This is a genomic window from Streptomyces sp. NPDC048644 (assembly GCF_043199105.1).
Classification (GTDB): Bacteria; Actinomycetota; Actinomycetes; order Streptomycetales; family Streptomycetaceae; genus Streptomyces.
Window position 1 is genome coordinate 1 of record NZ_JBICVO010000034.1, and the last position, 17,200, is coordinate 17,200.

Here is a 17,200-nt window from a genome sequence, read left to right on the forward strand (position 1 = left end):
ACTCCGTCGACGTCAAGGGCGACAAGCCCCAGTTCAGCTGGAACGAAGCCGACGTCCTGAACTGGAACACCAAGAAGCCCTACGACTTCTGACGGCCCATCGGCCAGCGCCCGCGCCCCTGGTGTGGCGCGACGCCACAACGCCGTGGATCGACAGCGGAATGTCACTGATACTGGCGGCTCTTGGTCGAAAAGGCGCTGCGGTTCGTCAGGAACGGCGCAGCACCGCTCCGCCCGCGTACCGCGCCGATGCGCCCAACTCCTCCTCGATCCTGATGAGTTGGTTGTACTTGGCCGTGCGGTCGGACCGGGACAGTGAGCCGGTCTTGATCTGGCCGCAGCCCGTCGCCACCGCCAGGTCAGCGATGGTGGTGTCCTCCGTCTCGCCGGAGCGGTGCGACATGACGGCGGTCCAGCCCGCGCGGTGCGCGGTGGCGACCGTGGCGAGGGCTTCGGTCAGAGTGCCGATCTGGTTGACCTTGACCAGGACGGAGTTGCCGACGCCGGTGCGGATGCCCTCGCACAGCAGATCCTCGTTGGTGCAGAACACGTCGTCGCCGGTGAGCTGGCAGCGGTCGCCGACGTGGGCGGTCAGCTCCCGCCAGCCGTCCAGGTCGTCCTCGGCCATCGGGTCCTCGATGGAGACGATCGGGTACGCGTCGATCAGCTTGGCCAGGTAGTCGGCGTGCTCGGTGGGTGTGCGGCGCACGCCCTCGCCCGCGTACACATACGTACCGTCCCGGAAGAACTCCGAGGAGGCCGGGTCCATGACCAGTCCGATGTCCGTGCCGGGCCGGTATCCGGTGCGGTCGATGGCCGTCATGACGAAGTCGAGCGCCTCCTCCGCGGTGCGCAGCGCGGGCGCGAAGCCACCCTCGTCGCCGACGCCCGTGGCGTGCCCGGCGCGCAGCAGGTCGCGGCGGAGGGTGTGGAAGACCTCGGATCCCATGCGGACGGCTTCGGCGAAGGTCTCCGCACCCACCGGAGCGATCATGAACTCCTGGAAGTCCAGCGGGTTGTCGGCATGGGCGCCGCCGTTGATGATGTTCATCATCGGCAGCGGGAGAAGGCGGGCGTCGGCCCCGCCGAGGTAGCGGTAGAGGGGCTGGCGGTGGGCCGCCGCGGCGGCCTTGGCGGCGGCGAGGGAGACGCCGAGGAGCGCGTTGGCGCCGAGGCGGGACTTGTCCGGCGAACCGTCGAGTGCGACGAGCGCGGCATCGAGACCGGCCTGATCGTCGGCGTCGCGCCCCACGACCGCTGACGCGATGTCGCCGTTGACGTGAGCGACCGCACGATCGACGCCCTTGCCGTGCCAGCGCCCGGAATCCCCGTCACGCAACTCCACCGCTTCCCGTGCGCCGGTGGAGGCGCCGGACGGGACTGCGGCGCGGCCGAGGGATCCGTCGACGAGGAGGACATCGGCCTCGACGGTGGGGTTGCCCCGGCTGTCGATGACCCTGCGGGCGGTGACGGACTGAATGACGGTGGACTCAACTGCCTTGGAAACCATGGGAGGTCCTTCGCGTTGATGCGCGCCGCGGCCCTGCTGCGACAACGCTGGCGCGTGCCGCGACAACACCGACTCTACAGCAATGCTGTTCAGTTCAGCTGTTCAGTATGGCTGTTCAGTTCAGCTGCGCAGACAGGGTGCGCAGTCCCGCTGGCGATCACCGGTTAAAGTGCCTTATGCCCACCCCGGAACCCGCCGCCGCCGTCGCCACCGAACTGCGTACCGCGATGGGCAAGCTCACGCGCCGCGTGAAGCACGAGGACCGGATTCCGCACGGCCAGGTCTCCGTACTCGGCACCCTCGATCGCGACGGGGCCATGACCACCAGCGACCTCGCCGCGGATCAGCGCGTACGGCCCCAGTCCATGGCCCGTGCGGTCGGGCTGCTCATGGAACAGGGCCTGGTCGTCCGCCGGGCGCACCCCACGGACGGCCGCAAGTCCCTGGTCGAGCTCTCCCCCGCGGGACAGACCGCTCTCGAGGCGGAACGCGGGCGCAGGGCCGGCTGGCTCGCCCAGGCCATTGAGAGCGAACTCACCGGCGAGGAGCGAGAGGTGCTGGCGCGCAGCGCCGCCCTGATGGAACGGCTCGCCTCGCGCTAGATGATCGGCAAGCGGCGGTGTCGACCACGCCGTCGACCACGCCGCGCGAACGCCGGGAGGCCGTACGGCGGTCAACTCGACAGGGCGAAGACGCCGATGAAGAAGGTCATGTAGAGCAGCAGGGCCGCCCCCGCGAAGGCCGCCACGGCGAGGACGGCCTTCATCACCGCCTCTGCGGCTCGGTGGTCCGCGGAAGATTGCACTCGGACGTACGGGCGCGCTTCATGATCAGCCATGGCATCATCCTGCTGATCACGGAGGCGGCGGGCTATCCGTAAACGTACTCATGCGCGACGGTGGTCGCGCGGGTGAGTGGTCGGTCGGGGGCGAGCACCGCGGTCCTCTCGTCCGTGAGCCAATCAAGGTGGATCTCACCCTTTGTGATGGTGAATCCGAGGTCTGCCCACTTGAGGCAAGCACTGGATCTTTCCGTGATTTTCTCCCGTATGACGCTTTCGGCTCCGTTGACGCTGGAGAGTTGGAGATCGCCTTTGCATGACAGGCCGGGACATTCGATGGTTCCGACGCTGTCGCCGATCCTGCCCGGGTGGAACGTGGCAACAGCGACGTCGCCGTTGCTTGCATGGCCCCGAAAAGTCCCGTCCAGCGCGAATGGTTCCGTACGTGCGCTGTCCCAGGGGGCGATCCAGGCGAGGGAGCCCGCGGCGAGGGCGAGAGCGGCGACGGCTGCTGCGTAGCCCAGGCGCCCGGTGGTGACACGTCGCGGCGAACGGGACGGCTCACCCGGGGGCTCGGCGTCGGGCGCAGGCGGCGCCTCGAAGGGGGCCAACTGCTGAGCTTCCGTCCGGGGCTTGGATTCTTCGGCAAGCCGCCAAGCCGACGGACGCGTTGTTGCAGGGGGGCTTTGCCCTGACGTCAGCAAGGGAAGCCGCGGTTCATCGGCGTCGGCCACCCCGTCGACCACGCCCAGCAGACGCTCATCCAGCTATTCGGGGCTCACCGCGGCGTGGTTCATCTCGTAGGTGTACTCACAGGGTGGCGTCGGGCAGGGCCGGTGGCTCTCGATCGTGCGACCGGGAATCTCCGGCTCTCAGCTGCCGCGGCGCACCCGGGCCGCCTTGCGGGCCTCGGCGAGCTTACGGGCCTCGCTGGCCTTGCGGGACTTGCCGCCGGTGCCGCGGGAGGTGTCCTTGCTGGTGCCCAGGCCACGGAAAGGGGCGTTGGTGTTCTTGGCCCGGGGTGCGGCGGGTCCACCGTCGAGCGGGGTGCCGGAGGGGGCCTTGGCCCCGGTGATCCGGCTCAGTTCCGCCTCGCCCGAGCGCACCTTGGTGGTCGTCGTCTCGATGCCGGCCTCGGCCATCAGGCGGCTCACCTCGCTGCGCTGGCGCGAGAGGACCAGTGTGACAACGCGGCCCGACTCGCCGGCCCGTGCGGTGCGGCCCGCGCGGTGCACATAGTCCTTGGGGTCGGTGGGCGGGTCGACGTTGACCACGAGATCGAGGTCGTCGACGTGCAGCCCACGGGCCGCGACATTGGTCGCCACCAGGGCGGTGACCTGTCCGTTCTTGAACTGCGCGAGGGTCCGGGTGCGCTGCGGCTGGGACTTCCCGCTGTGCAGGGCCGCGGCATGCACCCCGCTGGCCCGCAGGTGCCGGGTGAGCTGGTCGACCGCGTGCTTGGTATCCAGGAACAGCAGCACGCGGCCGTCGCGGGCGGCGATCTCCGTGGCGACGGCGTACCGGTCGGGGCCATGGACGACCAGCAGATGGTGGTCCATGGTCGTGACCGCGCCGGCGGACGGGTCGACCGAGTGGACGACGGGGTCATGGAGGTAGCGCCGGACCAGGTGGTCGACGCCGCGGTCCAGGGTGGCGGAGAACAGCATCCGCTGGCCGTCGCGGTGCACCTGGTCGAGCGCCTCGGTGACTTGCGGCAAGAAGCCCAGGTCACACATCTGGTCAGCCTCGTCGATGACGGTGATCCGTACCCGTCCCAGGCGACAGGCCCCGCGCTCGATGAGGTCGTGCAGGCGGCCAGGGGTGGCGACGACGACCTCGGCCCCGTCGCGCAGCGCAGCGGCCTGCCGGCCGATCGACATGCCGCCGACGACCGCGGCCATCCGCAGCCGGAGCGCGTCGGCATACGGCGCGAGTGCTTCGGTGACCTGTTGGGCCAGCTCCCGGGTAGGCACCAGGATCAGGGCGAGGGGCTGCTTCGGCTCCGCGCGCCGCCCGGCCGTCCGTGCGAGCAGCGGCAGGCCGAAGGCGAGCGTCTTGCCCGATCCGGTGCGCCCGCGCCCCAGGACGTCGCGTCCCGCGATGGCGTTGGGCAGTGTGGCCGCCTGGATCGGGAAGGGCTCCCGCACGCCGAGCGCGGTGAGCGTTCGCAGCATCTCGGCCGGCAGATCCAGGTCGGCGAAGGAGGCGACCGGGGGCACCGTCGGGGTGAGGGTCGCCGGCCGGGCGAGGTCGCCGTGCGAGGTGCCGAGACAGTCCGGGTGGTTCATGAAGAGCCTTCCGCATGGGGAACGTACCGAGGAAGGCCCGGCAGGAAATGAGCAGCCGATGAACGAGGGGAACCGGACGGGCAGAATTACCAGCCGTCACGGCCGTCCAAACGTTTGATGGTAACACAAAGTGACAGTGCTCCGGCGCTGTGGCGCTGATCGCTCCGCCTGCGCCGGTGACGCGACACAGGCGGAGGGCCATTCCGAGGCCGGCTGGGGTGTCCGCAGATCACGGAACGGGGGACGTTGCCGACGATGCCCTTACCCGCGTACGGCGATATCAGGCCGGAGCCGGGCCCGGTTGGGCCGCGCGGTCCACCTCGACGCAGATCTCCGTTTCACTGTACGTACGTACCGGGGTCTTGCCGCGACCGCAGAGGCGCTTCGCTCACAGGCACGGGCGGCACGCATCTTCCCGTTCCGCCGCTCCAGTCTTATACCTTCCTGAGAATATGCCGACGGTCCATCTTGTAGCCGATCTTCGGGGCTAGCTTGGCCGGCATGACAGCTCGTCCACTGCGCCGCCGCCAGTTCGTACGCATCGTGTCCGCCGCTTCGGGCGCCGCCGCCATCGGCGCGCCCCTCGTGTCCGCAGCCTCAGCCGCCGAGCCCGCCACCGGCCCTGGGCGCCGTGACGCCGCGACGCCGGAGATGTTCGCGCACGGCGTCGCTTCCGGAGATCCGATGCCCGATCGCGTGGTCATCTGGACGCGCGTCACCCCCACTCCCCCGTGCCTGCCCGGCCGGAACAGCGGACCGGCCACTGACGTGAAATGGGAGGTCTCCGAAGACCCAGCCTTCCAGCGCATCGTACAAACCGGCACGGCCCGCACCGATGCCGACCGCGACCACACAGTGCACATAGACGTGAACGGACTACTTGCTGCCCGCACTTACCACTACCGGTTCCATGCGGGAAACCAGACCTCACCGGTCGGCCGCACCCGCACCGCTCCCGCGCCCAGCTCCCCGGCCGGCGTGCGGTTCGGCGTTGTCTCCTGCGCCAGTTACCGCGCCGGGTACTACACCGCCTACCGTCACCTCGCCGACCGCCGTGACCTCGATGCGGTCATCCACCTCGGCGACTACATATACGAGCAGGGTTCCCAGGACACCGAGGTGCGGGCCCCGGCCCCGACGCATGAATGCGTCTCGCTCGCCGACTACCGTGCCCGGCACGGCCAGTGTCGCACCGACCCGGATTTGCAGGCCCTCCACGCGGCAGCGCCGTTCATCCCGACCTGGGACGACCACGAAGTGTGCGGCAACGCGTGGTCCGACGGAGCGGGCGACCACGATCCCGCTGCAGAAGGCTCCTGGGCCGACCGGGTCGCCGCGGCCAAGCGAGCCTATTTCGAGTGGCTGCCGGTACGCCAAACCCTCGCCAACTCCACACAACGGCGCCTGCGCTTCGGCAAGCTCGTCGACCTGACCATGCTGGACCTGCGCAGCTTCCGGTCCGAACACGTCGCCCCGACCGACGCCGCCGGAATAAGCGATCCGTCACGGACTCTGCTCGGCCGCCCTCAGATGGCGTGGCTCAAGGACGGGCTCGCACGCAGCGCCACCACCTGGCAACTGATCGGCAGTTCCGTCATCGCCACGCCGTGGCTCCTGCCCACCGGCCGGCCCGACCCTGCCACCGCGGTCAACACGGACGGGTGGGACGGCTACCAGGCCGATCAGAACGAACTGTTCACGCATCTGCGCAACCACGACACACGCAACACGGTGATCCTGAGCGGGGACGTGCACTCCTCATGGGTGGGACAGGTACCCGGCAGCGGAACTCCTCTTGCCTCGCAGTTCGTCGTCTCCTCGATCACCAGCCCGACGCTCAGCAGCGTCAACGACGGCCTGACGGCGCGTGCCGTCCTCGCGGTGAATCCGCACCTGTCATGGGGCGATATCGCATCGAACGGCTGCGGCATCCTCGATGTCACCGCTGATCGGGTCCAGTTCGACTGGTACAAGACAGCCGATCGCGCACTGCCGGACAGCCCGGTCACCCACCTCAAATCCTACGCAGTGGCCGGAGGGTCCGGCAGCCTGACCGCTGTCGACACCCCGGTCTGAACCTCACACTCCTGCCACGCCAACACCTCGCAGATCTGCCGTGCCCTCAACTTGGCTACACAGTAAGGGTTGCCACTGACACCCGCGCCGCGGTGGGCTCGTCAGCGGCCCAGGCCGTGGACACCCTCGACGTAGAAGTAACTCATTCATTCGCGCCGGAAGAGTCCGGGCGCGAGGAACCGGCGGGCAGGGCCGTGCTCTCGCGCTCGGCGGTCAGGAAGGCTGGACTTCGTCGAAGACGGCGAGGGCTTCGGACGGGTCCGGGCTCACGAGGCGTTCCAGACCGGCCATCGTGATCTCCGCCCACCTGCCGGCCCGTGCCCACATCTGTTCCTCGAAGGCGCGGACGGCCTCGTCCAGATCTCCAGGGCCGGGGGCGGCGGCGATGGACTCGGCGAGTTCGGCGCCTTCCAGCATCGCGAGGTTCGCGCCCGCCCCCAACGGGGGCATCAGGTGGGCGGCGTCGCCCAGTAGCGTCACGCCGGGGACGTGGGCCCAGGTGTGGGGCACGGGAAGGACGTAGAGGGGGCGGCGGACGAAAGTTGTGCCGTGGCGGAGCAGGTCGAGGACGGGAGCGGCCCAGCCGTCGAACAGGGCGAGCAGGCTTGATCGCACGGCCTCGGCGTCGGCCAGGCCCAGGTCCGTGCGCTGGTTCAGGCCCATGTGCCGATCCGGGTTCGTGTGCCGGTCCAGCGGTGCGCGGAACTGGGCGTACACCTTGACGTGCCCGCCGCTGTTGCGCTGGGCGACGAGCGCGCGGTTCACGCCGTACACCGCAACGGAACCGTCGCCGACCAGCCGGGCGAGGTCGGGGTGGCGGGTGTCGACGTCGTCCAGGGAGGTCTCGACCAAGGTGACACCGGTGTACTGCGGCGTCGCGGACGAGATCGCCGGGCGGACCCGGGACCAGGCACCGTCCGCGCCGATCACGAGGTCGAACGTCTCCTGTCGCCCGTCCGCGAAATGGACCAGCACGCCATCCCGGCTCTCCGGCACTACCTCCGTCACGGCCCGCCCCCACTGAACGTCCAGAGGCCCGAGCAGCAGGTCACGGAGTTGCCCGCGGTCGATCTCGGGATTGGCCCGGTCACCCGGACGAGGTTGCCAGTCGCGGAGAACGGTCCCGTCCGCGTCCAGGATGCGCATGGCCTGCCCCTCGGGACGGGACAGCGCCTGGAACTCCGCCAGCACCCCCGCCTTCTCCAACGCCAGTTGGCCCAGGCCCTCCTGCAGGTCCAGCGCGCCGCCCGCGGGACGGGCGTCGCGGGCGGGATCGCGTTCGAGGACGGTGACAGGGTGACCATGACGGTGCAGGACGCGGGCGAAGGCAAGGCCGGCGGGACCGCTGCCGACCACTGCGATACGGGGGCTCATATCGATACAACGTACGGCCCCTCACCAAGCCGGTCAGCCCCGTCACCGAAAAAAACGAAATGACGGCGTGAGCCGGCGGATAGGTGACTGCGTCGTGCTCAGCTGCGCCGCCCGCGACTGACGCCTGCGGACGCGTCTTGGCGGTGGACGCGAGGTCGGCGATCGAGCAGGCCCTGCCGCGCGAGCAGCTGGCCGAGGTGGTCGCCACGATCGCCGCGGTGGTCCGTCCGAAGGAGGTTCGCGGGCGGGCGCATTCGAAGCATGTGCACGACGGTGAGGCTGAACTCTCTTGCGGTGACCGTTTCTTGCATCCTGTGCACCCCCGGCGTACGAATCCTTCGATCTCCGAGGCCGCTCGCGCCCGGCCCACACAATGACGTGGCCAAGTCCCCACGTCGGGCATCGAGATGACTGGAAGGAAGCACCATGGCTCCCTATTCCCGCCGCACGGCGCTGAGGGGTGCTGTCGCCGCCGGAGCAGGTGCGCTCGACATGAGCGTGCCCATCGCCCCGGCCGCGGCGGATCCCGGCGCGGTACGTCTCACCGTGCTCGGCAGTGCGGGTGCGGTCCCGACCAAGGCGGAGCCGTGCTCGGGATACCTGTTGGAATGCGCGGGATACCGGCTGATCCTCGACCTCGGATACGCCGCCTTCCCGGCCCTTCTGCGGCACTGCCGCCCTGAGCACATCGACGCGGTACTGATCAGTCACCGCCACCCTGACCATGTCGCCGACCTGAGCCCATTCCTGCGCGAGCGGGCCTTTCTCCGCGAACTCAACCTGCCGCCGGTCCCGCTGTACACACCACCCGGGGCACTCGACCCGGTGCTCGGACTCGACCGGGCAGATTTCCTCGGTGACCCGTATACCGTGCACGCGATCGACCCCCCGAGCACGCTCCGCCCGCACCTGGGCCAACGAACTCAAGGGACGCGGCATCCGGGTCAACACCGTCACGCCCGGCCCGACCGATACCCCTGGTCTGTCGGGGCTCGCTCCCGACCCGGAGCAGGCCGCCGGCCTCAGGCAGCACCTGGCGACGCGGGTGCCGCTGGGCCGACTCGGACGCCCGGAGGAAATCGCCGCCGCCGTGGCCTTCCTCGCCTCCGAGCAGAGCAGCTTCGTCACCGGTTCGAGCCTGTACGTCGACGGCGGCCTGAACCAGGTCTGAGCTGCATGGCAGCACATCCGGCGAGGATGGCGGGCCCGGCCGACCTGGCCCGCTCAGCTGGGCGAGCCCGCGCGACGCTCAACTCGCGGCGCGGCGGCCGTCGTCCATTCCGGCCGGGCTGCCAGGCTGAAACCGTCGGCCCGCAGGTGAGGGCGATCCGCCGTGTCTGTCGCGTTCCGCATCAGATACCGCCTGTGCGGCAAGTCCTGGCCGCCCTCCCGCGGTTGAGTTCCCTGGAGTGGCCGTCGGGCGCTCTCAGCCGTCGATGACGGTCGTCGGTATCTCTTCATCGGCAGTTGGCGGCTCGAAGATCGATGCAAGATGCCGCACGGCAGTCCCATCGAGAGGGTGTGCTCCGGGCCCGCCTGCGGCAGTCCTTGCCTCGGCACGCGCAACAGCCGTCTCCCAGATCAGCTCCTTGCACACCTCGGCTTGCTCCGCGTACTTGGCGGTGTCGTATCGGTACGGGTAGAGGCGCAGCATCCATTCGTCCAGCCCGAACCGCACGGCGGGCAGTTGCTCGGCGAGGCGCCGCGCATAGGCCGTCTTCCCCGCGCCGTTGAGCCCGCACATCAGGTGAACGACGGTCTCCGACATGCCAGCCCCTCCAGTAACGTGCGGCATCGGTGGCACGAACTTACCGATTCACCAACTTGCGATGGCAATGAAGTCCCGCCATCTTGAAGTGGCTGGTCAGGGCAGGGCGGTTTTACGGATTCCCGCCCGTCGTCGCTGGTGCCGCACCTACGACCGGGCGCGTGACGAACCCCGAGGTGTGGGAGCGGATCGCCGCGCGACGCACGGAGCTGGACGGACTCGAAGACCAACTGGCAAGCGGCTGTTGACGATCACCCGGCTGGAACAGCTAGGCCGCCGCACCGAGGCGCGCGCACGGGGAGGGACAGCCGGTGCTCCGGGCCGCGCAGGAGATGGATCTCGACGGCTTCACCGACCTGGCCGACCCCGAACGGCTGCTGCTCAACGTCGGCGCCGTCTACCGGGAGCTCAACGGCGACGGCACACCGGACGAACTGGAGCTGCTGGGCCGACTCGGCCAGTACACCCACCCGTCCCCCCACTGACCACCGCGAGGACACCATGCCCGCACCATCAGGCGCCACTCCCCGGATCGAGCCGCTGCCGCAGAACGACCTCCGCGCGCTGGCCGGCAGGATCGGCGGCACTGCCGGCCAGACGCTCGCCAACGCGGCCGGACCGCTGGCGGGCCGACCGGTGCTCAACGTCCTGGCCACCATCGGCAACCATCCCGGCCTGCTGTCCGACCTCCTGCCGTTGCTCAGCCGGCTGGGACAGGGCCTGCTGCCGCCCCGCGACCGCGAGATCACGATACTGCGGGTCGCCCACCACACCCGGTCCCCTTACGAGTGGGCGCACCACGTCCTCATCGGCGCTGCCGCAGGACTCACCGCCGAGGAGATCTCGCGGATAGCCGACGGCCCCGCCCATCCCGGCTGGGACAACACCGACGGCACGCTCCTGCGAGCCGTGGACGAGCTGCACGACGACGGCGCGATAGCGGAGACCACCTGGGAGCACCTGGGAGCACCTGGCCGACCGCTACTCCCACCACCAACTGCTGGAACTACTTGCCCTGACGGGGACTTACACTCTGGTCGCCTACATCCTCAACTCCTGCCAGGTGCCCCTCGACGACTGGCTCGGCGAACCAGCCCCCTGCCCCAGGTGTATTGATCACGAGCGTTGTTGACAGCCGCCCGGTTCGATCACGGCGAAGGCTTCGTGGGTGGTGGAGGTGTCGAATGGGTCCGCCGCTGGTGGGCCGCGTCATCGAAGGGGCCGTAGTCGGCCGTGCGATCGATGCGCGACGCCCTCGCCGCGTGTTCGGATGGCGGGCGGCGCGGGGCCGGCTCAGGACTCCCGGCGAGAGGTCGCGGCCAGCGAGCCGAGGAGCGCGAGCGCCTCGCTGCTGGGTGAGGCCGGCTCCGCGTGGTAGATGACGAGCTCCTGGCCCGGGGCCGAGCGAACGTCGAAGGTCTGCATGGTCAGCGTCAGCGGCCCGACCTCGCGGTGCTCGAAGCGCTTGCGCTCCAGCGACTTGCCCCGAGCATCGTGACGGGCCCACAGCTCGGCGAACTCGGGGCTGCCGGCCAGCAGTTCGCCGAGCACGTGCCGCCCCCGCGGGTCGTCAGGCGCGGCGCCGTGGCCGAGCCGGAAGCCGGCCACGGAGTTGCGCGCGACATCGTGCCAGTCGCGGTAGAAGGCGCGGGCAGCCGGGTCGGTGAATACGACGTGCATGAGGTTGTGCGAGTGCGCCCAGCCGTGGAAGAGCACGTCGGCGATCGCGTTGGACGCGAGGACGTCGTACGCACGGTTGTAGACGATGGCCGGGTTGTGCGGCCAGGCGTCCATGAGCGCCGGCAGGCTCGGCTCGACCCGGTCGGGCACGGCGCCGGATCGGGTGCGCGGGCCGAGGCCGACGATCCGGAACAGGTGCAGGCGGCCGTCCTCGTCCAACCGCAGGGCGGCGGCGAGGGCGTCGAGCACCTGCGCGGAGGGCGTGCGCTCCCGCCCCTGCTCCAGGCGTACGTAGTAGTCAGCGCTGACCCCGGCGAGCAGGGCCACCTCCTCGCGCCGCAGCCCCGGCACCCGGCGGCGCCCTGTGGCGGGGAGGTTCACGTCGGCCGGGGTGACGCGGGCGCGCCGGGCGGTGAGGTAGGCGCCAAGTTCGGAGCGTGCCATGCCGCCATCCTAGGTCGGGCCCGGCCCGTTCTTCCCGTCCTCATCACCGGCGCCAGCAGCGGCATCGGCGCGGCCGTCGCCACCCGACTCGTCGCAGAGGGACACCGGGTGGTGGCCGGTGCCCGCCGCACCGACCGCCTGCGGGCACTGGCGGAGCGCACGGCCGATGCGGCCGGCCGCTCCGGTGGAGGGCTGCAGCCGGTACGGCTGGACGTGACGGACCGCGCGGACGTCGCGGCCTTCGTCCAGGCCGCCCGCGAACGGCACGGCCGCGTCGACGTCCTCGTCGGCAACGCCGGCGTCATGCCCCTGTCGCGGCTGGACTCCCTGCTCGTCGATGAGTGGGACCGGATGATCGACGTGAACGTTCGCGGCCTGCTGCACGGGATCGCCGCGGCGCTGCCCGTGTTCACCGCGCAGGGCTCGGGGCACTTCGTCACGGTCGCGAGCACCGGCGCCCACGAGGTCGTCCCCACCGGAGCCGTCTACTCCGGCACCAAGTACGCGGCTTGGGCAATCACCGAGGGCCTGCGCCAGGAGTGGGAATAGTCCTTGAGCAGGTCGCGTCATTCATTCCCTTGGCGCTCATGGGCGGCACGATGTGGGCGGCATAGCCCAACAGGTAGAGGTGTCCGTAGCTCATCGGGTCGTGGACCACGCTGCGCAGCGTGGTCCATCTGCTTGCTGGAGATCGGCCCCCGGGCGGTTACGGGTTCACCGAAACGGGCCTCGATCTCGGCCCAGATACGCTCGTCAGGCCGGTGCTGCGTGGTGTCGTCGAGCGGGCACTGCAGGTAGAAGCGGCTCGCCTGCGGGCCGCGCGCGAACTGGCCGGCGAATCCACGGGAATGGATCGCCATCATCGACTGGTGGTTGGCCGGGTCTCCGCCAGCACGGTCAGCCACGCGTAACCGAACTCGCGGGTGTAGCGCGTGATGCGGTCGTCGGGAATGGTCGCCCGGCTCACCCCGCGGTCTCCGTCGCAGCCGGCGACAAGCTCGCGCCTGAGCGCCCTCGTGGCACCGGCAGCGTCCCGGTAGCGCACGAGGGGCCGCTCACCGCAGACGTTCTCCAGCGCGACGTCCCCGGCCTCGAAGCGCAGATCTCCGCCGTCACTCACGAAGGTGTCGATGAGGTTGCGCACCAGGATCTGCTGCGGACAGAAGCGCCCGTCTCCGTTGTCGTCGGCCAGGAAGCGGTACGGGCGCGTCCGGCCGTCGATCCGGAAGTTCATGACCGGTTCGAAGGGCACGCCGCCCAGGACCCGTTCCTCCAGGCCCCAGTCACGGAACATCCGGGCCGCGCGGGTGTCGATGACTCCCGCCCGTTGCCGCTGTTCCACGTAGTCACGGCTGCGGCGCTCCAGGATGACGCAGTCGACCCCGCTGCGAAGCAGGAAGTTGCCCAGCGCGCGACCGGCGACGCCCGATCCCACGATCACGACGGTTGTGTTCTCGTCCAACGGCGCCGGGGCCCGGCGCCGTCAGAATCCGCAGTGATCTCGGGGTGACCGTGGCCGACCAGGAAGGGGCATGGGAGGGGTCAGGGTGTGGTGGTGAGGGTGGGCCAGAGGGTGGTGGCGGTGAGGGGGCGGGCCAGGCGGCGTGCCCAGTGAATTTCGTCGCCGTCTTCGTCGCGCCAGGACCACAGGCGGGTGGTGGCGAGGTGGAGCGGGTTGAGCCGGGTGATGCCGATGGCGCCGTGGAGTTGGTGGGCGATGCGGGCGATCTCGGCGGCGGAGGCGGATGCCTGGGTCTTGGCGGCGGCCACGGCGACGTGTGCGGCAGGACCGCCGGCGTCCAGCGGCGCGGCGGCGGCCTGGACGGCGGCGCGGACCAGGGCGGCCTCTTCGATCAGCCGTGCCTCCTCCTGCTTGACGGCCTGGAAGCGGCTGAGCGGACGGCCGAACTGGGTGCGGGCGGTGGTGTGATCGACCGTCAGCTCCACGCAGCGTTCGGCGGCTCCGGCGATCAGGGCCGACCGCACCAGGGCCGCGCGGAGCCGGGCCTCGTCGAGCAGTTCCGGGGAGATCCGGCGGACCTGCGCGGCGGGAACTTCGAGGGCGGCGAGGTGAAAGTCGTCGCGGGGTTCCTCGGCGAGGTTGCCGCCGTGGGTGACGACGGCCCGGTCCGGGGCAATGGCGAACAGGACGGGGCCGGAGGGGGCGGTGGCCAGGACCACAACGGCGGTGGCCGAGCGGCCCCAGGGGACGCGCCGGAGCGTGCCGGTGACCAGCAGGGTGTCGTCGTCGCCCGAGCAGCCGGCGGAGCCGACGGCGGACGCTCCCGGATGGGCGTATCGGATCGTCAGCTCGGGGTCGATGGCGTAACTGAGCGGGCCGTCGGGGACGGGGAGGCCGACGCGGCCCAGCAGCGGGCGGGCGACCAGGGCCGTCTCGGCCAGCGGGGCGGGCACGGCGCGGCGTCCCGCCTCCTGGGCGGCGGCAAGGAGTTCCGATGTGGGGGCGTCAGGGGACGGGAGGGGTACGGCGTCGGGAGCGGTGGTGTTGGTGACGGTGGCGATGGTGTCGGGGTGGGCGTAGAAGGCGGTGGTGTCGTAGGCGTCGGCGGGGATGACGGGGGTGCTGGTGTCGATCGTGTGGGTGTTCATCAGTGCTGCTCCAGACCGCGAGTGATGATGCCGCGAAGGATTTCGTTGGCGCCGCCGCGCAGTGTGTAGCCAGGGCTGTGCAGCAGGGCGAAGGCGAGGAGTTCGGCGTGGGTTCCGGGGGTGGCGTGCGGGTCGGCCGGGGCGGGCAGGACGGCGCGTACGGTGTCGATCAGTGCGCCTTCCAGACGGGTGCCGAGGTCCTTGACCAGGGCAGCCTGGGTGTCGGGGTAGGCTCCGGCGTCCAGTGCGGCGGCCACGCCGAGGGACAGGCGGCGGATGCTGTACAGGCGGGCCGTCAGGATGCCGACCTGGGTGAGCTGTTCGGCCGTGGCCGGGCGCTGCTCCAGTTCGCGGAGCAGCGAGACCAGCAGGGGGAAGGTGGACAGGTAGCGTTCCGGGCCGCTGCGTTCAAAGGCGAGTTCTCCGGTGACCTGCTTCCAGCCGTCGCCCGGCCGTCCGAGCAGCATGCTGTCGGGGACGTCGACGCCTTCGAGGTGGAAGGCGTTGAAGCGGTGCTCGCCGCTCATCAGGTGGATCGGCTCGATCCTGACGCCCGGGGCGCGCAGGTCGACGATGAACTGGCTGAGGCCGGCGTGCTTGTCCTCGGCGTCGTCGGTGCGGGCCAGCACGATGGCGTAGTCGTTGACGTGGGCACCGCCGGTCCACATCTTGGTGCCAATCAACTGCCAGCCGTTGGCGGTGCGTTGGGCGCGGGTGGCGACCGAGGCGAGGTCGGAGCCGCTGGACTTCTCGCTCATGCCGATGGAGAAGAAGCACTGCCCGGCGGCGATCCGTGGCAGGAAGAAGCGGCGCTGCTCCTCGGTGCCGTGCTGAAGGACGGAGGGCCCGGCCTGCCGGTCGGAGACCCAGTGGGCGCTGACCGGGGCACCTGCGGCGAGCAGTTCCTCGATCACGACGTAGCGCTCCAGGAAGCCGCGGCCCGCGCCGCCGTACGCGGTGGGCAGGGCCATGCCGACCCAGCCGCGCTCGGCCAGGCGGCGGCTGAAGCCGGGATCCCAGCCGGCCAGCCAGGAGTCGGGGCGGCCGAGCACGGTGCCGCGGGCACGCTCCTCGTCGAGAAAGGCACGGACCTCGGTGCGCAGCCGGCGGGCCGATTCGGACAGGGTGACGTCGGGGAACGCCATCGGGGAAAGCGTCGAAGGGGACATGGTTCATTCGCTCCCGGGGTTGGTGAATGGGCGGTGTATTTCTTTTCGGTACGGGGATCGGTACGGGGATCGGTACGGGAGTTCGGTACGGGAGTTCGGTCAGTTCGCGGGGTGCAGCAGGGCGGGGTCGAAGCCCGCTTCGCGGAGCACCTCGTCGGTGTGCTGGCCGATGGCAGGGCAGGGCCGTAGCTCCGGATCCGGGTCGGCCGAGTAGCGAACCGGACGGCCGATGACCCGGTAGCGGCCCTCGGTGGGGTGCTCGGCCTCGTGCAGCAGGCCGCCCTCGCGGGCGTAGGCGGTGGTGGCGGCGGACTCCAGGTCGAGCACGGGGGCGGCGGCGATGCCCGCCAGGTCGCAGAACTCCTGCCACTCGGCGGTGGTGTGGTGCGGAGTCAGCTCCGCGAGCAGCGGATAGAACTGGTCGGCGTTGCGGGCCCGGTCGGGTCCTGTGGCGAACCGCGGGTCGGCGGCGAGTTCCGGGCGGCCGACGAAGGCGGTGAAGTCCCGCCAGTTGCGGTCGCTGTGGGGAAGGATGCACATCCAGCCGTCGGCGGTGCGCTGGGCGCGGCGCTGCGGGCTGAGCGAGCGGGGCGAGCCGAACTCCCCGTCGGGCTCCAGAGTGGCCGCGCCCAGGTGCTCGACCAGGTTGAAGGCGAGCATGGTGTCGGCCATCGGGACCTCGATGTGCTGGCCGGTGCCGCCGTGCTCCCGGTAGTGCAGCGCGGCCAGGACCGACTGGGCGATCTGCATGCCGCAGATCTTGTCGGCCAGCACGGTGGGTACGTAGTGCGGCCGGCCCGAGACCTTGTGGTTGAGCCAGACCAGGCCGCTGGCCGCCTGGATGATGTCGTCGTAGGCGGCGTGGGTGCCGTAGCGGCTGTCGCTGCGGAAGCCCTGGGCGCCTGCGTAGATCAGGCCGGGATTGACGGCCGCGACGTCGTCGTAGCCGAGGTGGAGCCGGTCCAGGGCCTGCGGGCGCAGGTTGGTGATGAAGACGTCGGTGGTGCGCAGCAGGGCGAGCAGGGCGTCGCGGCCGTGCGGGGCCTTGAGGTCGATGGCGGCGCTGCGCTTGTTGCGGTTCAGGTTGAGTGCCGTGCCGCCCATGCCGGGGTGACGCCGCGGCGGGTAGTGACGCGTCATGTCACCCGTGGGCGGCTCGACCTTGATCACATCCGCGCCCAGGTCGCCGAGCTGCTGAGCGGCGTACGGGGCCATGATCACGCTGGCCAGCTCGATGACGCGGACTCCGGCGAGGAGTCCGCGGCCGGACGGGCCGCTCGGGTTCTCGGACATCTTCCAGTGCCTCCTGGGGTATCGGGTGGGGCGGGCGGGCGAACGGTGGTGCGGCATCGGCGGCTCGCCGGCGGCCTGGCGGGTGCGGTAGCCGACAGGCGACAGCCAGCGCCCTAGGCAGTGTCTTCAATTGATCTTGGGTGGTGGATCATGGTCGAGTGATACGTCGTCATGAACTGACCGATACAGAGTGGGAGTTCGTCCAGCC

Annotated in this window: 15 protein-coding genes and 3 pseudogenes; 7 read left to right on the forward strand and 11 right to left on the reverse strand. The window is 70.4% G+C overall.

Annotated features, from left to right (window positions below):
- Positions 1–207: 207 nt before the first annotated feature.
- A complete protein-coding gene (gene eno, locus ACGFNI_RS35520; protein ID WP_393689835.1) occupies positions 208–1,509 on the reverse strand; it encodes a phosphopyruvate hydratase in 1,302 nt (433 codons plus the stop codon).
- Positions 1,510–1,685: 176 nt separating this feature from the next.
- Between eno and ACGFNI_RS35525 the strand changes: the two genes are divergently transcribed.
- Complete coding sequence (locus tag ACGFNI_RS35525) at positions 1,686–2,111, forward strand: MarR family winged helix-turn-helix transcriptional regulator (protein WP_393689837.1); 426 nt, start codon at positions 1,686–1,688, stop codon at positions 2,109–2,111.
- 71 nt (positions 2,112–2,182) lie between these two features.
- On the opposite strand, the gene ACGFNI_RS35530 is transcribed toward ACGFNI_RS35525, so the two are convergent.
- Both ACGFNI_RS35530 and ACGFNI_RS35535 read right to left on the reverse strand, forming a co-directional pair.
- Complete coding sequence (locus ACGFNI_RS35530) at positions 2,183–2,347, reverse strand: hypothetical protein (protein ID WP_393689839.1); 165 nt, start codon at positions 2,345–2,347, stop codon at positions 2,183–2,185.
- Positions 2,348–3,162: 815 nt separating this feature from the next.
- Entirely contained in the window at positions 3,163–4,578 is a 1,416-nt protein-coding gene (locus ACGFNI_RS35535) for a DEAD/DEAH box helicase (RefSeq protein ID WP_393689840.1), read from the reverse strand.
- Positions 4,579–5,079: 501 nt separating this feature from the next.
- Here ACGFNI_RS35535 and ACGFNI_RS35540 point away from each other — a divergent pair.
- The gene (locus ACGFNI_RS35540) at positions 5,080–6,654 is read left to right on the forward strand and encodes an alkaline phosphatase D family protein (RefSeq protein WP_393689842.1); all 1,575 of its coding nucleotides are present in this window, start codon (positions 5,080–5,082) and stop codon (positions 6,652–6,654) included.
- A gap of 213 nt (positions 6,655–6,867) precedes the next feature.
- On the opposite strand, the gene ACGFNI_RS35545 is transcribed toward ACGFNI_RS35540, so the two are convergent.
- Complete coding sequence (locus ACGFNI_RS35545) at positions 6,868–8,028, reverse strand: FAD-dependent oxidoreductase (protein ID WP_393689844.1); 1,161 nt, start codon at positions 8,026–8,028, stop codon at positions 6,868–6,870.
- Positions 8,029–8,520: 492 nt separating this feature from the next.
- Between ACGFNI_RS35545 and ACGFNI_RS35550 the strand changes: the two are divergent.
- Together ACGFNI_RS35550 and ACGFNI_RS35555 are read left to right on the forward strand one after the other, a co-directional pair.
- Positions 8,521–8,940: pseudogene (locus ACGFNI_RS35550) on the forward strand (MBL fold metallo-hydrolase); the annotation flags it as partial.
- Positions 8,930–9,199 (forward strand): annotated as a pseudogene (locus ACGFNI_RS35555) (SDR family oxidoreductase); the annotation flags it as partial. The pseudogenes ACGFNI_RS35550 and ACGFNI_RS35555, both read left to right, overlap by 11 nt.
- 255 nt (positions 9,200–9,454) lie before the next feature.
- On the opposite strand, the gene ACGFNI_RS35560 reads toward ACGFNI_RS35555, so the two are convergent.
- Positions 9,455–9,796 (reverse strand): AAA family ATPase, encoded by a 342-nt coding sequence (locus ACGFNI_RS35560; protein ID WP_393689846.1) that lies wholly within the window; start codon positions 9,794–9,796, stop codon positions 9,455–9,457.
- A 311-nt stretch (positions 9,797–10,107) separates the two neighbouring features.
- Between ACGFNI_RS35560 and ACGFNI_RS35565 the strand changes: the two genes are divergently transcribed.
- On the forward strand, positions 10,108–10,281 hold the full coding sequence (locus ACGFNI_RS35565; RefSeq protein WP_393689848.1) for a hypothetical protein: 174 nt from the start codon (positions 10,108–10,110) through the stop codon (positions 10,279–10,281).
- Between the two features lie 16 nt (positions 10,282–10,297).
- Entirely contained in the window at positions 10,298–10,912 is a 615-nt protein-coding gene (locus ACGFNI_RS35570) for a carboxymuconolactone decarboxylase family protein (RefSeq protein ID WP_393689849.1), read from the forward strand.
- Positions 10,913–11,089: 177 nt separating this feature from the next.
- Here ACGFNI_RS35570 and ACGFNI_RS35575 read toward each other — a convergent pair whose 3' ends face one another.
- Positions 11,090–11,920, reverse strand: a complete 831-nt coding sequence (locus tag ACGFNI_RS35575; RefSeq protein ID WP_393689851.1) for a helix-turn-helix domain-containing protein — start codon at positions 11,918–11,920, stop codon at positions 11,090–11,092.
- Between the two features lie 6 nt (positions 11,921–11,926).
- Here ACGFNI_RS35575 and ACGFNI_RS35580 point away from each other — a divergent pair.
- Positions 11,927–12,460: pseudogene (locus tag ACGFNI_RS35580) on the forward strand (SDR family oxidoreductase); the annotation flags it as partial.
- On the opposite strand, the gene ACGFNI_RS35585 reads toward ACGFNI_RS35580, so the two are convergent.
- From ACGFNI_RS35585 to ACGFNI_RS35605, 5 genes are all read right to left on the reverse strand, one after another.
- The gene (locus ACGFNI_RS35585; protein WP_393689861.1) at positions 12,438–12,587 is read right to left on the reverse strand and encodes an FAD-dependent monooxygenase; all 150 of its coding nucleotides are present in this window, start codon (positions 12,585–12,587) and stop codon (positions 12,438–12,440) included. The pseudogene ACGFNI_RS35580 and the gene ACGFNI_RS35585 overlap by 23 nt on opposite strands.
- Positions 12,588–12,779: 192 nt before the next feature.
- Positions 12,780–13,361 carry an FAD-dependent monooxygenase gene (locus ACGFNI_RS35590; protein ID WP_393689853.1) on the reverse strand — a complete coding sequence of 194 codons (582 nt, stop codon included), beginning with the start codon at positions 13,359–13,361 and terminating at the stop codon, positions 12,780–12,782.
- A gap of 101 nt (positions 13,362–13,462) precedes the next feature.
- Positions 13,463–14,530 carry an acyl-CoA dehydrogenase family protein gene (locus ACGFNI_RS35595; protein ID WP_393689855.1) on the reverse strand — a complete coding sequence of 356 codons (1,068 nt, stop codon included), beginning with the start codon at positions 14,528–14,530 and terminating at the stop codon, positions 13,463–13,465.
- Entirely contained in the window at positions 14,530–15,699 is a 1,170-nt protein-coding gene (locus ACGFNI_RS35600) for an acyl-CoA dehydrogenase family protein (protein WP_393689857.1), read from the reverse strand. The genes ACGFNI_RS35595 and ACGFNI_RS35600 overlap by 1 nt, the downstream gene beginning before the upstream one ends.
- A gap of 99 nt (positions 15,700–15,798) precedes the next feature.
- On the reverse strand, positions 15,799–16,992 hold the full coding sequence (locus ACGFNI_RS35605) for a CaiB/BaiF CoA transferase family protein (RefSeq protein WP_393689859.1): 1,194 nt from the start codon (positions 16,990–16,992) through the stop codon (positions 15,799–15,801).
- Positions 16,993–17,200: the final 208 nt, after the last annotated feature.

Coding starts and splice junctions, on each gene's coding strand:
- eno (WP_393689835.1), bottom strand. CDS start 1,509: ATGGTTTCCAAGGCAGTTGAGTCCACCGTCATTCAGTCCGTCACCGCC.
- ACGFNI_RS35525 (WP_393689837.1), top strand. CDS start 1,686: ATGCCCACCCCGGAACCCGCCGCCGCCGTCGCCACCGAACTGCGTACC.
- ACGFNI_RS35530 (WP_393689839.1), bottom strand. CDS start 2,347: ATGGCTGATCATGAAGCGCGCCCGTACGTCCGAGTGCAATCTTCCGCG.
- ACGFNI_RS35535 (WP_393689840.1), bottom strand. CDS start 4,578: ATGAACCACCCGGACTGTCTCGGCACCTCGCACGGCGACCTCGCCCGG.
- ACGFNI_RS35540 (WP_393689842.1), top strand. CDS start 5,080: ATGACAGCTCGTCCACTGCGCCGCCGCCAGTTCGTACGCATCGTGTCC.
- ACGFNI_RS35545 (WP_393689844.1), bottom strand. CDS start 8,028: ATGAGCCCCCGTATCGCAGTGGTCGGCAGCGGTCCCGCCGGCCTTGCC.
- ACGFNI_RS35560 (WP_393689846.1), bottom strand. CDS start 9,796: ATGTCGGAGACCGTCGTTCACCTGATGTGCGGGCTCAACGGCGCGGGG.
- ACGFNI_RS35570 (WP_393689849.1), top strand. CDS start 10,298: ATGCCCGCACCATCAGGCGCCACTCCCCGGATCGAGCCGCTGCCGCAG.
- ACGFNI_RS35575 (WP_393689851.1), bottom strand. CDS start 11,920: ATGGCACGCTCCGAACTTGGCGCCTACCTCACCGCCCGGCGCGCCCGC.
- ACGFNI_RS35595 (WP_393689855.1), bottom strand. CDS start 14,530: ATGAACACCCACACGATCGACACCAGCACCCCCGTCATCCCCGCCGAC.
- ACGFNI_RS35600 (WP_393689857.1), bottom strand. CDS start 15,699: ATGTCCCCTTCGACGCTTTCCCCGATGGCGTTCCCCGACGTCACCCTG.
- ACGFNI_RS35605 (WP_393689859.1), bottom strand. CDS start 16,992: ATGTCCGAGAACCCGAGCGGCCCGTCCGGCCGCGGACTCCTCGCCGGA.